The following is a 12,099-nucleotide window of genomic DNA, read 5'->3' as shown; positions in this document are numbered from 1 at the left end:
CAGTTCGGCTAGCGTTCCGAGCGGATTGCAAGCGCCTCGGCCGCAAAGGCCCGCGTGATAGCCCGGCCGCGCGACAGCGACAGCTTGTCGAGCAGCTCGACCAAAGCAACAACTTCTTCCGACGAGCGTTCCATACGGCTCACCAGGTAGGAGATTACTTTCGGATCGACCGACAACTGCCTGTCGGCGAACAATTTCACGAACATCTGCGACAACAAGATGTCATCTGGGGCAGTGAGCGAAAAGTGCGCGGCCAATCTGGCGCGCGATTTGACGTCGTTCGTCCGGTACGGCCATTCGGCGACCTGCGTTCTGGCCGTCATCAGAATAGGTCGCTCGTCGCGCATCGACTGGTTGAGCAGATGAAAAAGTTCAGCCTCTTCATACGCGTTCCGATCCAAATCTTCCACCAGCACCGGCTGCTGTCCGCCCCCGACCGCAAGCGCCTCGACATTGTCGGGGCCGGCGATCACAGCATCGGAACGGTTGGCCCATATCCCGGCAAGGTGGGATTTTCCCGACTTGGCAGCGCCGACAAGCAAGGTCATGGGCGCCACCCAGGCCGGAAAGGCCATAACGTGGGCAAAAGCCATCTCATTGCCGGCGCAGACCATGAAATCATCCTCGGTCTGAGCAACATCATGCCCAAGATCGAGAATAAGCTGTTCCTTTGTCAGCGAGGACAAAGAACTAGGAGATTTCTTTTGGGCTTGCATCGGCGCCAGCCTCTTGCGGTGCGATCATTGCCGCCGTCTGGGAATCGTAGAGAGGACTCTGTTTGTACTTGCGAACGGCCCAGCGAACCAGAACGCCACAGATGGCCGCAAGGGGCACGGCAATCAAGACCCCAAGCGCGCCAAACAGGACGGCAAAGGCAAAAAGCGAGAACATCAGCCACACCGGATGAACCCCGATGCTCGATCCGACGAGCTTGGGATACAAAATGTTGCCTTCCAGAAACTGGCCGAACAGGAATATAGCCAGAATCACAGCCATCATCGGCCATTCGGGCCAGAACTGCACAAGGGCAATGCCCATCGAAAGAACGAAGCCGATCAAGGCTCCGACATAGGGGATGAAGCTGAAAAGACCCGCCATCAGCCCGATGGCAAGGCCGAAGCTCAACCCGGCCAGCGAGAGCGTTAATGCATAATAGACCGCCAATATCCCCACCACAGCCCCCTGCCCGCGCACGAAACCCGCAAGGGCGACGTCCATGTCCTTGAACAACGCGTGCATCTCGGCCCGGTGCGCCGGAGGAAAGAGACTATCGACACTGTCCACCATCCGGTCCCAATCGAGCAGCAGATAGAACGCGACGACCGGCGTTACGATCACTACGCCGATCGTGTTGATGATGCTCATGGACTGCTGCATCACCTGTCCGGTAAATCCGGTGAGCATGCCAATGCCGTCGGCAAACATCTGTTCGATGCCGCGTTCGAGCTCCTGCATGCGATCCGGGCCTAGCCATTGCTCAAGTCGCGGGATCATGTTTTCCACAAACACCTGCAATTGCTGAACATAGCTCGGAATGTTGCGCGCCAATCCGAACGCCTGCTGAAGCAGCAGCGGCACGATCAGCAAAAACACGGCCATGAGCGCCAGCATTGCCAGTACCATCACGATAAGCGTTGCAAACCCACGGTGGACCTTCCGGCTCTGGAGCCAATCGACGAACGGGTTGAGCAGATAAGCCAGCGTGATGCCGAGCACGAATGGCAGCAGGATGCCGCGGAACACCCACAACATCACGCCCAGAACGACAAACAGTCCAATCCAGAACGTAATCTGGTTCCTCAGTGACATGGCAGTCCTTGCGCGTAGCGTTGTGAGCCGGTATCAGCCTTCCGAAATATAGAGCCCAACCGGGCCGATCAACGTTAATCTGATGCCGCCCTTTCCTGAGGGCGCCTCACAGGGATGGCGTATTCAAATGGCCGACGACACAAACCTGCCCGCCAATGGCCTTTCCTACAAGCAGGCCGGAGTCGATATCGACGCTGGAAACGCGCTCGTCGAGGCTATAAAGCCCGCCGTCAAGTCGACCCGCCGTCCCGGCGCCGATGGCGAGATCGGTGGCTTTGGCGGGCTGTTTGACTTGAAGGCGGCCGGATTTACCGATCCGGTTCTTGTCGCCGCCAACGATGGCGTTGGCACCAAGCTTCGAATCGCCATTGAAGCCGGTATCCACGATACCGTCGGCATCGACCTCGTCGCCATGTGCGTCAACGATCTGGTCGTTCAGGGCGCCGAACCACTGTTCTTTCTCGATTACTTCGCCACCGGCGCGCTCGACGTCGCGCAGGGCGCCGCCATTGTCGAAGGCATCGCCGAAGGGTGCCGTCAGGCCGGATGTGCACTGATCGGGGGGGAAACCGCTGAAATGCCCGGCATGTATCACGGTGGCGATTACGACCTCGCAGGCTTTGCCGTCGGCGCCGCCGAGCGTGGAAGCCTCCTGCCCCGGACCGATATCGGCGTCGGTGACAAGCTGGTCGCCATTGCATCGTCCGGCGTTCACTCCAACGGCTATTCGCTGGTGCGAAAGATCGTGGAGATGTCCGGTCTTACCTGGTCCGATCCCGCACCCTTTGCGCCTGAAACCAGCCTTGGTGCCGCGCTGCTCGTGCCGACGAAAATCTACGTCAAGCCTCTGCTCGACGCGATCCGGTCCGGATTGGACATCAAGGCGCTGGCCCACATTACCGGCGGCGGGTTTCAGGAGAATATTCCCCGCGTCCTGCCAAAGACACTGGCCGCCCGCGTCGATCTCGATTCCGTGTCGACGCCGAAGGTCTTTGGCTGGCTCGCCAAACAGGGCGGGATTGCCGAGCGCGAAATGCTGCGCACCTTCAATTGCGGCGTCGGCATGTTGGTTGCCGTCGGCGCCGAGGATGCCGAAGCGCTGGTCACCAGGCTCGAGAGCCACGGCGAAACCGCGAGCATTGTCGGCGAGCTGATCGAGCGCAGCGGCGATGCCGTCGAATTTGCAGGCGCCCTGTCCCTATGAGCGACAAAAAACGCGTCGCCGTGCTGATTTCAGGACGCGGCTCGAACATGACCGCTTTGATAGATGCAGCGAAAACGCCCAATTATCCCGCTGAGATCGTAGGCGTCTTTTCCAATCGCGCTGCGGCACAGGGTCTTGAAACGGCCCGCTCGCAGGGAATCGAAGCGGCCAGTTTGGCGCAAAGCAGTTTCGAGAGCCGTCTCGATTTCGAAAATGCCTTGACGGGCATTCTGGAAGGCTGGGCGGTCGATTATGTCTGCCTGGCCGGCTTCATGCGCATCCTTACGCCAGAATTCACTACGCACTGGCTGGGCAAGGCAATCAACATCCACCCCTCGCTGCTCCCGGCCTACAAGGGTCTCGATACCCATGCGCGGGCGATATCCGATGGCGTACTGGAAGCTGGATGCACCGTTCATTTCGTGACGCCGGGCCTCGATGAGGGACCCGCAATCTTGCAGGCAAGGGTGGCTGTTCAGCCCGGCGATACTGCCGAAACGCTTGCCGCCCGCGTGCTGGTCGAAGAACACAGGCTCTATCCCGAGGCTCTGCGGCTGCTCGCATCAGGCGCCGTAACCTATCAGGACTGATGTCAAAATCGGGTCGCTTACATCACCCGATTTGATACCTGTCATTTCCATAACTGCTTCGACATCGCGCTGGCGAAGGCGTAGCGTCGTTCTTTCCTATTTATTGGCATGAAATTATGGCGACACGCGACTGGTTCTGGATATTCCTTCTCGGTGGAATCTGGGGTTTTTCCTTCATTTTCAACGCAATCCTGATCCGCGAGCTCGGCCCGCTCTGGGTGTCGGCTCTGCGCGTGTGCATCGGCGCGCTGGGCTGCTGGGTGGCGCTGTTCGTCATGCGCAAGCCCATACCGCGCGACCCAGTTCTCTGGCTAAAGCTCGGCGCTCTGGGCTGGCTGGCCTATTCCATCCCATTTGCCCTCTATCCCCTGGCCCAAGGGAGCCTCGCAAGTGGAGTCGCGGCGATCATCAACGCCCTGACCCCGATCATGACGGTTATCATCTCGTTGTTCTTCCGTGACGGGGAGCGAGCCAGCGTGCTCAAGTTCGTCGGCGTGGTTTGCGGGTTTACCGGCGTGGCAATTCTTGCCTCTCCAGCCCTCGGCAGCGGCGGGAATTCGCAGCTGTGGGCCATTGCGGCCTGCCTGGGCGCGACCGTCTGCTATGCGCTCTCGCTCAACATCACCCGCAGCTTCAAGTCGGTGGAACCGACAGCCTTTGCCGTCATGGCTCTTTCGGGCGCAGGGCTGAGCTCGGCTGTGGTGGCATTTGCGATTGAGGGAGCCCCTGTCATCACATTGCCCGAAACCTGGCTGGCCGCCCTGGGAATCGGGCTGGTGGCCACGACGTTCACCTTCATCATCATGTATCGCATCCTTCCCCGTATCGGAGCGACCAACTTCTCGACGGTGACCTTCATAGCTCCCGTTTCAGCCATCATATTCGGCTTCGTGCTGCTCGGGGAAATCATTCTGCCAACCCACCTCATAGGCATGCTGGCCATCTTCATCGGCCTTCTGATGATCGACGGCCGCCTGCCCCGCTTGTTGGGGATGCGCTCCCGCGCTGCCAATTAGCTTCGCGTCGGCTGAACCGGATCCCCCGGATTGGGCGGAATTTCCGGCTCGGGCGGATGCGGTATGGGATCGGTTGGATCGGGGATCGGACTATCGGGCGGCGGCGGCACCGGATCCGGGTTCGGCCCGGGAATCGGCGGAACGGGATCGGGGTTGGGAATGGGGTTGTCGGGTGGCGGGTTGGTCATGGCGACCTCCTTTCCCATCCAACGGCAACCCCGTCACCTGTGTTCCCTATTTATTCCAGCCCCAGCTTGGCTTTCAGGATTTCGTTGACCGCCTGCGGATTGGCCTTGCCACCGGTCTGCTTCATGACCTGGCCGACGAACCACCCCAAAAGGCCGGGCTTGGTCTTGACCGCTTCGACCTGGCCGGGATTGCCGGCGATGATCTCATCGACGATCTTTTCGATCGCGCCGGTATCGCTCACCTGCTTCATGCCGCGCGATTCGACCAGTTCGGCCGGATCGCCACCCTCGGTCCACACGATCTCGAACAGGTCTTTGGCGATCTTGCCCGAAATCTCGCCCTTGGAGATCAACTCCACGATGCCGCCGAGCTGGTGGGCATCCATGGGACTGTCGTCGATGGAAAGCCCCTCCTTGGAGAGACGCCCGAAAAATTCGTTGATGACCCAGTTCGCGGCCAACTTGCCGTCACGTCCTCTCGCGACATCCTCGTAAAAATCGGCATAGCGCCGGTCCGAGACCAGCACCGACGCGTCGTAATGGGTAACGCCATAATCGGCTACCAGACGGGCACTCTTTTCGTCGGGCAACTCCGGCAGGTTCTCGGCCAGCATCGCGATGAACGCATCGTCGAATTCGAGCGGCAGCAGATCGGGATCGGGGAAATAGCGATAGTCATGCGCTTCTTCCTTGGACCGCATCGACCGGGTGGCGCCGGTCTTTGGATCGTAAAGCCGCGTTTCCTGGTCGATCACCCCGCCATCCTCCAGAATGTCGATCTGGCGGCGCGCTTCATATTCGATCGCCTGACCTGCGAAACGGACCGAGTTGACGTTCTTGATCTCGCAGCGCGTACCGAATTCGCCGCCCGGACGACGAACCGAAACGTTGATATCGGCGCGCATCGAACCCTGCTCCATATTGCCGTCGCAGGTGCCAAGATAGCGCAGGATTGTGCGCAGCTTGGAGAGATAAGCTTTCGCTTCGTCCGACGAGCGCAGATCGGGCTTTGAGACGATCTCCATGAGGGCCACGCCCGAGCGGTTGAGATCGACAAAGCTCATGTTTGGATGCTGGTCATGAATCGACTTGCCGGCGTCCTGTTCGAGATGCAGCCGTTCGATGCCGATCTCGACCTCACCGTCTTCACCGAGGTCGAGCATCACCTTGCCCTCGCCAACGATCGGGTCCTTGAACTGGGAAATCTGGTAGCCCTGAGGAAGATCGGGATAGAAATAGTTCTTGCGGTCGAACACCGAGCGCTTGTTGATCTGGGCCTTAAGCCCCAGCCCCGTGCGCACGGCCTGGCGCACGCATTCCTCATTGATGACCGGCAGCATGCCAGGCATGGCGGCATCGACGAACGACACGTTGGAATTGGGCGGATTGCCGAATTCGGTGGACGAGCCCGAGAACAGCTTGGACTCCGATGTCACCTGGGCATGCACCTCCATACCGATGACCATTTCCCAATCGCCGGTGGCGCCGGAGATGAAATATTTCGGGGTGGGGGTGCGTGTATCGACCAGTGTCATGGAGGCGGGAACCTGCTTGATTGTTCAGGCGCAATTGTGCGCGGAAATATGATGTGGGGGATAAAACAATTGCCGCCGTCAAGCTAGTGGGCCGTGACCACCAATTGCTTTTCCATGCGTACTTTTTCAACGCGCTGGCCCAGCATGCGGGAGAATTTTATGCCCCGCCAGACGATCCCATACCCCTCGCGGGCGTAAAACCGGATTGCGCCGCCATTTTCCGCATGGGTTTCGAGCACGGCAACATCATGTCCCGCACGGAAAATATCCTGCTCCACGGCGGAAAGAATTGAACGGCCAATGCCGTTGCGTTGATGGGCCGGGATGACCCAGAGATCGGAAATATAATCGCTCATCGGTTCGCGAGCCCCCCAGCCGACGAGTTCGCCACCCTGCTCGGCCACGGTAATCGCGTCACTGGCTGTGATGCAGAACAGCTGGAACGACAGCTCGAGCGCGGCGCGTTCGGCGGCCATTCCCTCTTCGGATTCAGGGCTGATGATGTGGCGCATGCTCGAATCCCAGGACGCAAAAGCCAACTTGCCGAGCTTGTCGGCTTCGGCGATGGAGGCGCGGCGAAGGATCAGATTGTCGAGCATTTCCCTTGGCGCTCTATTTTTTCCGGGTCCGGGCAATGATGATGCCCTTTTCGTAGTTGATGTTCCAGTCAATTAATGTGCGCCAGAGCAATTCGGCCTGATCTTCGTCCAGATCGAGCTCAAGAGCCTGGGCCCGCCGTTTGGCGACGACCGCCTCGATCCGGGTAGGATCGTTGGCCTCGTGCGGGTCCGTCTTGATCTCTGCCATCCGGGTCACATAGGCATGCCGCTCGGCAAAAAGCTCGATCAGCGCATGATCGATCCGGTCGATCTCGGCGCGCACATCGTCCTTGGTTTCACAGTCGGCGGGCAGTTTTGTGGCGGTCATTGCGGTGTTCCCATTTTGGCAGTGATGCAGGTGTGCATCGGCGGACGACAATTTTCAACCACCCTGTTCGGCCACTTGCCTGTCCGGCTCCACGGGTTTAAGCAAACGCCTCATGTGTAATCTGTCTGAGCTCCGCTGAGGCCCGGCCGAACCAGGCTGGGCTGAAAATCGAACCCACCGGCTTCCCTGCGTTATGCGGGCGGCACGGTTTCGATCGGCTGGCGGTCCTTTCCGCCAAATTTGCAGACAGACTTTCATGGACATTTCCCGAGACGAACAGCGCGTGCTGCACGCGTTGGCACAGGGCGGCTACATCCAGCCGCTCAAGGACGCACGCGGCAAGATCGCCGACATCGAGTGCTACAACCGCGACGGCTGGCTCCTGACCCAGTGCGACATGGCGCTGTTCAAGAAGCTGCGCCGCCGCAAAACCATCGCCTCTCAGGATGGTGGCCCCTATCGGATAACCAGGCGGGGCGTGATGTTGGTGCGCGGGCAGACGGATAACCGTTGAGTAGCGCCGATGGACCGGCACGGCAAATCGCCCGCCGGTCCATCGGACCGCGGTTGTCGCAAAACTCAGAGACGGCATGGGGCGATGAACGCTCCGCATGTTTATTTAGTATATGAAGCGATCATCGCCCCACGCATCCGGGGTTTTGGGCTTATGGCGGCGTCTCGGGCTGGGGTTTGTCGTCCGGGATATTGGCATTTTTAGTGGGTCGGTTGGCGAACCGGGAAACCGGTGCCCACTTTCCCTGCCAACCTCCCGTCGGTGCCCCTCTCCCTTTCGGGAGTACGACGTGGAACGCCTGGTTCCTCGTCCGGCCATCCGTCCGCTTTGGGCCTTCCCTGCGGCGACCCGCATGGAACCCGGATCGGTCTCGCCGGAAGCTCGTATGCATCCTCGTCCCTGGCGACACCGTGAGGGGAGAATGGCATGGGGGTGATGGGGCGGGGATAAGATTTTTCGCAGCGCTTCCACCTTCACCCGCGTCATCCTCGGGCTTGACCCGGGATCTGCTGCGCCCGGCGAGCCGGTGAAGGGGTTGGGGACCGATGACGCGCCAAGGATCACCACTTCTGCCGCGCCTGCGGACGCCCTGCGGATCCCCGGGTCGAGCCCGAGGATGACGACGGGGGTGGGATGAGCGGCGGTGATGGAGCCGCCGGGGGGCGGGCCCGAGGATGACGAAGGGGGCCGGGGAGTGGTGGCGATGGAGCTGCGGGGGAGAGCCCCGCGATGACGCGGGTGGGTGAGCGGTGGCGGTGATGGGGTCGCGGGCGGAGCACCCGACGGGAGGGCGGACGGCTAGAGCATTTCAGCGCTTTCTTGAATCGCTTCAATTGCTCTAAGTCTTTGTTTTATCGCGCTTCCGAACCGGACAAGTGGTAGCCACTTATCCTGGAAGCGCTCTAATGCCGCGACGCTTCCGAAAGCGTCATCGCGATATGCTCCCATTCCTGAGAGACCGACGGCGCGGCGCGGCGTTTGCCCGAACGGCGATACCAGTAATCGGCATTGCCCATATCGGCTTCGATCCAGTGCAAAAGGGCGTGAACCCAATCGAAGGCTTCAACGCCCTCCATCTGAACGACGATCCGATGGGCTTCCTCCCATTCCGGCCCCATGCGGAATTCGCCCTTGCGGATCCACCACAGCGCCTGAAGCGGCATGCTGAGATCCTTGGGCGGGGCCGACCAATCCTGGGTGGTGAAGATATCGGACATGAGTTTCGTAGGTACCGGAAAACAGTTGAAGATGTCAGTTAGCCGCTAAGGGCCTTGAGCGCAACATGGTGACTCAGCGGGCCCGTGGGAAGACCCTGATGCCCAGGGGGCGCACGATGTCGGTCAACTGATCGGCGGAAACCTTGACGCCTTCGAAGCTGGTGAGCTGGGTCACGTCGAGGCCGAGCAGCGTCGCGTCGCGCAGATCGGCGTTGTCGAGGATGGCGCCGTTGAAATTGGCTTCGGATAGGTCAGAGCCGCGCATGTCGGCACTCGCGAGCGTTACCTGCCTCAGATCTGCCTGACGCAGGCTGCATTCGGAAAACATGCAGTCCTCAAGCCGCGCCTGCCGAAAACTCGACATATCGAGCTGGGTGCCGATGAACCGCACGCGGGACACCGCCACCCTGCCCGACGACTTGGCAAAACGCGCATCCTCGAAATCGGCCCCAGCCGCCTTGCAATGCTTGAAGGTGGCATCGAACAGGCTCGCCAGCCCGAATTTCGCCGTTGCCAGATTGCAGTTTTCAAATGTTGCGCCCTCAAAATCGGCGCGGGAGAAATCGCAGCCCTGCCGGGTTTCGGCATCGAAGAACGAGCAATTGGAAAATACGGCATCGGTGAAATTGGCGCCGCCGAACCGGGCCCGCTCGAAGGAACAGTTCTCAAATTTCGCACCGGCCAGCTCGGCGTCGGTCAGATGGGCGTCGCGGAAAACGCAATGGCGCGCATGAAGCGCGCCATCGAGGAGATCGGACCAGTCGATCGCCGACAGGTCGGCGTTCTCGACAGGCTTTTTCGCAAGGATCAGCTCTTCGAGCAGACCCTGGGTCATCACCACCATTTGGCCGGGGCCAGCTCGAGCGCGGCGGATTTTTCGATAACGCGGCCGGCGGCGAACAGCGTTTCCTCATCGAACGGCTTACCGATCAGTTGCAGCCCGAGCGGCAGCCCCTGCCCGTCCTTGCCGGCGGGAACCGCGATGCCCGGCAGGCCGGCCATGTTCACGGTGACCGTGAAGATATCGTTGAGATACATCTTGACCGGATCGGCGTGCAACTCCTGATCGGCGATGCCAAAGGCGGCCGACGGGGTGGCCGGGGTCAGGATGGCATCGACGCCCGCGTTGAAGGCATCCTCGAAATCGCGCTTGATGAGCGTGCGCACCTTCTGGGCCCTGACGTAATAGGCATCGTAATAGCCGGCCGAAAGCACATAGGTGCCGATCATCACGCGGCGCTTGACCTCGCGGCCGAACCCTTCGGCGCGGGTCAACTCGTACATGTCGGCGATGTCCTTGCCCGAAACGCGAAGGCCGTATTTGACGCCGTCATAACGCGCCAGATTGGACGAGGCTTCGGCGGGCGCGACGATGTAATAGGCGGGCAGCGCGTATTTGGTGTGCGGCAGGGATATATCCTTGACCGTCGCGCCCTCGGCCTTGAGCCATTCGAGGCCCTGGCTCCAGAGCTTTTCGATCTCGGAAGGCATCCCGTCCATGCGATATTCGGCCGGAACGCCGATTGTCATGCCCTTGACGCCCCGCTCGACGGCAGCGGCGAAATCGGGGACGGCCATATCGACCGAAGTGGAATCCTTGGGGTCGAACCCGGCCATCGACTGCAGCATCAGTGCCGTATCCTCGACGGTACGGGCAATCGGACCGGCCTGATCGAGCGAGGAGGCGAAGGCCACAGTGCCCCAGCGCGAGCAGCGGCCATAGGTCGGCTTGATGCCTACCGTGCCGGTAAAGGCCGCCGGCTGGCGGATCGAGCCGCCGGTATCGGTCGCTGTCGCCCCGGCGCACAGCCATGCGGAAACCGCCGCAGCCGAGCCCCCGGACGATCCGCCGGGCACCAGATCCTTGTTGCCACCCTCGCCGCGCCAGGGATTGACCACCGGGCCGTAGTAGGAGGTCTCGTTGGACGAGCCCATGGCGAATTCGTCCATGTTGAGCTTGCCCAGCATGACAGCGCCGTCGGCCCAGAGGTGTTCGGTGACCGTGGATTCATATTCGGGCTTGAAACCATCGAGGATGTGGCTGGCGGCCTGGGTGTGGACGCCCTTGGTCGCAAACAGGTCCTTGACGCCCAGCGGCACGCCTTCGAGCATGCCGTTGTCGCCGGACGCGATTTTGGCGTCGGATGCCTTGGCCATGTCGCGCGCCTGGTCGGCGGTGACGGCGACATAGGCGTTGAGCTTGTCGTTTCCGGCCTCGATCGCCGAGATATAGGAATCGGTGGCTTCGAGCGCTGTGAACTCCTTGGCAGCGATGCCATCGCGCAGGGCTTTGAGGCTCAGACGGGTAAGATCGGTCACGGATAAATCCTTAGATCAGGGCCTTTTCGTAAAAGGCCGAATATTCGCTATCGGGGTAATCGAGGAAGGCGCCGCAGCGGGTAAAACCACCGCGCTCGTAGAGCCGCCAGGCCGGTTCGAACCCGGCCACGCTTCCGGTTTCGAGCTTGAGCAACGTCACCCCCTTTTGCCGGGCAAGCGCCTCAATGGCGTCGAGCAGCGCAGCTCCAACGCGCTGGCCGCGAACTTGGGGCAGCGTGTACATGCGCTTGACCTCGGCCATGTTCTCGCCAAACGTTTTCAGTGCGCCCATACCAACGGGCCGCCCGGCCTCGTCGCGGGCGATAAACACCGTAGTGTCCTCGCCCGCCATCTGCTCGACGGTCATCTGGAACTGGAATTGCGGCGGCGAGAGCGGGTTGAGATAGGCGTTGAGCGCCTTGACCAGCGCCCGCACCTCATCGGTCAACGGCGTCTCGATGGCTATGGTTGCGGCCACTGCCTACTCCACGACCTTGGGGACCATGAAGAAATTGTCTTCCGAAATCGGCGCGTTGGCGACGATCCTGTCGGCATAGCCGCCATCGGTCACCGCGTCGTCGCGGCGGCGCAGGGTCATGGGAGTGACCGAAGTCATGGGCTCGACGCCTTCGACATCGACTTCGCCGAGTTGTTCGACGAAACCGAGAATGGCGTTGAGCTCGCCCTCATAGGCGGCGACTTCGTCTTCGGTGATCCGGATGCGGGCCAGACGCCCGATGCGTCTTACAGTATCGGCGTCGACCGACATAGCCATCTCCT

At 60.8% G+C, this 12,099-nt stretch carries 15 protein-coding genes; 4 read left to right on the top strand and 11 right to left on the bottom strand.

Going from position 1 to position 12,099, the window contains the following annotated elements; all coding sequences use genetic code 11:
* Nucleotides 1-8: 8 nt before the first annotated feature.
* Together ACP148_RS07240 and ACP148_RS07235 are read right to left on the bottom strand one after the other, a co-directional pair.
* Entirely contained in the window at nt 9-716 is a 708-nt protein-coding gene (locus tag ACP148_RS07240; protein WP_421950265.1) for an HdaA/DnaA family protein, read from the bottom strand.
* On the bottom strand, nt 691-1,809 hold the full coding sequence (locus ACP148_RS07235; protein ID WP_421950264.1) for an AI-2E family transporter: 1,119 nt from the start codon (nt 1,807-1,809) through the stop codon (nt 691-693). Before ACP148_RS07235 ends, ACP148_RS07240 begins: the two co-directional genes overlap by 26 nt.
* A gap of 127 nt (nt 1,810-1,936) precedes the next feature.
* Here ACP148_RS07235 and purM point away from each other — a divergent pair, with 127 nt between their 5' ends.
* From purM to ACP148_RS07220, 3 genes are all read left to right on the top strand, one after another.
* Complete coding sequence (purM, locus tag ACP148_RS07230; protein WP_421950263.1) at nt 1,937-3,013, top strand: phosphoribosylformylglycinamidine cyclo-ligase; 1,077 nt, start codon at nt 1,937-1,939, stop codon at nt 3,011-3,013.
* Nucleotides 3,010-3,603, top strand: a complete 594-nt coding sequence (gene purN, locus ACP148_RS07225) for a phosphoribosylglycinamide formyltransferase (protein ID WP_421950262.1) — start codon at nt 3,010-3,012, stop codon at nt 3,601-3,603. The genes purM and purN overlap by 4 nt, the downstream gene beginning before the upstream one ends.
* Before the next feature lie 116 nt (nt 3,604-3,719).
* Nucleotides 3,720-4,619, top strand: coding sequence for a DMT family transporter (locus ACP148_RS07220; protein ID WP_421950261.1), 900 nt, complete (start codon nt 3,720-3,722; stop codon nt 4,617-4,619).
* On the opposite strand, the gene ACP148_RS07215 is transcribed toward ACP148_RS07220, so the two are convergent.
* The 4 genes from ACP148_RS07215 to ACP148_RS07200 form a co-directional block, all read right to left on the bottom strand.
* Entirely contained in the window at nt 4,616-4,807 is a 192-nt protein-coding gene (locus ACP148_RS07215) for a hypothetical protein (protein WP_421950260.1), read from the bottom strand. The two genes, ACP148_RS07220 and ACP148_RS07215, sit on opposite strands and share 4 nt — an antisense overlap.
* 50 nt (nt 4,808-4,857) lie before the next feature.
* On the bottom strand, nt 4,858-6,342 hold the full coding sequence (gene gatB / locus ACP148_RS07210) for an Asp-tRNA(Asn)/Glu-tRNA(Gln) amidotransferase subunit GatB (RefSeq protein WP_421950259.1): 1,485 nt from the start codon (nt 6,340-6,342) through the stop codon (nt 4,858-4,860).
* Between the two features lie 83 nt (nt 6,343-6,425).
* Complete coding sequence (locus ACP148_RS07205) at nt 6,426-6,941, bottom strand: GNAT family N-acetyltransferase (RefSeq protein ID WP_421950258.1); 516 nt, start codon at nt 6,939-6,941, stop codon at nt 6,426-6,428.
* Nucleotides 6,942-6,954: 13 nt separating this feature from the next.
* Nucleotides 6,955-7,269 (bottom strand): chorismate mutase, encoded by a 315-nt coding sequence (locus ACP148_RS07200; RefSeq protein WP_421950257.1) that lies wholly within the window; start codon nt 7,267-7,269, stop codon nt 6,955-6,957.
* A gap of 256 nt (nt 7,270-7,525) precedes the next feature.
* Between ACP148_RS07200 and ACP148_RS07195 the strand changes: the two genes are divergently transcribed.
* The gene (locus tag ACP148_RS07195; RefSeq protein WP_421950256.1) at nt 7,526-7,783 is read left to right on the top strand and encodes a YjhX family toxin; all 258 of its coding nucleotides are present in this window, start codon (nt 7,526-7,528) and stop codon (nt 7,781-7,783) included.
* 902 nt (nt 7,784-8,685) lie between these two features.
* Here ACP148_RS07195 and ACP148_RS07190 read toward each other — a convergent pair.
* From ACP148_RS07190 to gatC, 5 genes are all read right to left on the bottom strand, one after another.
* The gene (locus tag ACP148_RS07190; RefSeq protein WP_421950255.1) at nt 8,686-9,000 is read right to left on the bottom strand and encodes a hypothetical protein; all 315 of its coding nucleotides are present in this window, start codon (nt 8,998-9,000) and stop codon (nt 8,686-8,688) included.
* A 73-nt stretch (nt 9,001-9,073) separates the two neighbouring features.
* The gene (locus tag ACP148_RS07185; RefSeq protein WP_421950254.1) at nt 9,074-9,835 is read right to left on the bottom strand and encodes a pentapeptide repeat-containing protein; all 762 of its coding nucleotides are present in this window, start codon (nt 9,833-9,835) and stop codon (nt 9,074-9,076) included.
* Nucleotides 9,835-11,319, bottom strand: a complete 1,485-nt coding sequence (gatA, locus tag ACP148_RS07180) for an Asp-tRNA(Asn)/Glu-tRNA(Gln) amidotransferase subunit GatA (protein ID WP_421950253.1) — start codon at nt 11,317-11,319, stop codon at nt 9,835-9,837. Before gatA ends, ACP148_RS07185 begins: the two co-directional genes overlap by 1 nt.
* Nucleotides 11,320-11,329: 10 nt before the next feature.
* Nucleotides 11,330-11,797 carry a GNAT family N-acetyltransferase gene (locus ACP148_RS07175; protein ID WP_421950252.1) on the bottom strand — a complete coding sequence of 156 codons (468 nt, stop codon included), beginning with the start codon at nt 11,795-11,797 and terminating at the stop codon, nt 11,330-11,332.
* 3 nt (nt 11,798-11,800) lie between these two features.
* Nucleotides 11,801-12,088, bottom strand: coding sequence for an Asp-tRNA(Asn)/Glu-tRNA(Gln) amidotransferase subunit GatC (gene gatC, locus ACP148_RS07170; protein ID WP_421950251.1), 288 nt, complete (start codon nt 12,086-12,088; stop codon nt 11,801-11,803).
* Nucleotides 12,089-12,099 lie beyond the last annotated feature (11 nt).

It is taken from the genome of Pelagibacterium sp. (assembly GCF_965249125.1).
Classification (GTDB): domain Bacteria; phylum Pseudomonadota; class Alphaproteobacteria; order Rhizobiales; family Devosiaceae; genus Pelagibacterium.
This window is presented reverse-complemented; position numbering and strand designations above follow the sequence as displayed.

What these genes read in the sequence shown, in the direction of transcription:
- ACP148_RS07195 (WP_421950256.1), top strand. Translation starts at nt 7,526, where the DNA reads ATGGACATTTCCCGAGACGAACAGCGCGTGCTGCACGCGTTGGCACAG.
- ACP148_RS07205 (WP_421950258.1), bottom strand. Translation starts at nt 6,941, where the DNA reads ATGCTCGACAATCTGATCCTTCGCCGCGCCTCCATCGCCGAAGCCGAC.
- ACP148_RS07190 (WP_421950255.1), bottom strand. Translation starts at nt 9,000, where the DNA reads ATGTCCGATATCTTCACCACCCAGGATTGGTCGGCCCCGCCCAAGGAT.
- gatB (WP_421950259.1), bottom strand. Translation starts at nt 6,342, where the DNA reads ATGACACTGGTCGATACACGCACCCCCACCCCGAAATATTTCATCTCC.
- ACP148_RS07220 (WP_421950261.1), top strand. Translation starts at nt 3,720, where the DNA reads ATGGCGACACGCGACTGGTTCTGGATATTCCTTCTCGGTGGAATCTGG.
- purM (WP_421950263.1), top strand. Translation starts at nt 1,937, where the DNA reads ATGGCCGACGACACAAACCTGCCCGCCAATGGCCTTTCCTACAAGCAG.
- ACP148_RS07200 (WP_421950257.1), bottom strand. Translation starts at nt 7,269, where the DNA reads ATGACCGCCACAAAACTGCCCGCCGACTGTGAAACCAAGGACGATGTG.
- ACP148_RS07215 (WP_421950260.1), bottom strand. Translation starts at nt 4,807, where the DNA reads ATGACCAACCCGCCACCCGACAACCCCATTCCCAACCCCGATCCCGTT.
- purN (WP_421950262.1), top strand. Translation starts at nt 3,010, where the DNA reads ATGAGCGACAAAAAACGCGTCGCCGTGCTGATTTCAGGACGCGGCTCG.
- ACP148_RS07235 (WP_421950264.1), bottom strand. Translation starts at nt 1,809, where the DNA reads ATGTCACTGAGGAACCAGATTACGTTCTGGATTGGACTGTTTGTCGTT.
- ACP148_RS07240 (WP_421950265.1), bottom strand. Translation starts at nt 716, where the DNA reads ATGCAAGCCCAAAAGAAATCTCCTAGTTCTTTGTCCTCGCTGACAAAG.
- gatC (WP_421950251.1), bottom strand. Translation starts at nt 12,088, where the DNA reads ATGTCGGTCGACGCCGATACTGTAAGACGCATCGGGCGTCTGGCCCGC.
- ACP148_RS07185 (WP_421950254.1), bottom strand. Translation starts at nt 9,835, where the DNA reads ATGACCCAGGGTCTGCTCGAAGAGCTGATCCTTGCGAAAAAGCCTGTC.